Below are 240 nucleotides of genomic sequence, written 5' to 3'. Positions count from 1 at the left end.
GCTGTAGTCAGCGCTGTATTCGCTGTCGTATTAGCCGTATTAGCTGTATTTTGTGCTGTCGTTACATTCTGATTCGTTGTATTAAGCTGGCTACCATTCACCGCATCTGTTGAAGTAGATGAAAGCGTACCCGCAGCTACATTCGTGATCTTATCGCCACCAACATCTAAACCATTCGCTGTACTGGTTAATGTCGTTGTATTTGCTCCAGTTCCTATCACTGCTTGTGGTGTCGTGATG

Annotated in this window: 1 pseudogene; it reads right to left on the bottom strand. The window is 45.0% G+C overall.

Annotated elements, in window-relative coordinates:
* Positions 1–240: pseudogene (locus D7V20_RS20280) on the bottom strand (hypothetical protein); the annotation flags it as partial.

Origin of the sequence: Acinetobacter rongchengensis, assembly GCF_003611475.1 — a bacterium.
Taxonomy (GTDB): Bacteria; Pseudomonadota; Gammaproteobacteria; order Pseudomonadales; family Moraxellaceae; genus Acinetobacter; species Acinetobacter rongchengensis.
The sequence above is the reverse complement of the archived record's forward strand: the minus strand, read 5'-3'. Positions and strand labels throughout refer to the sequence as shown.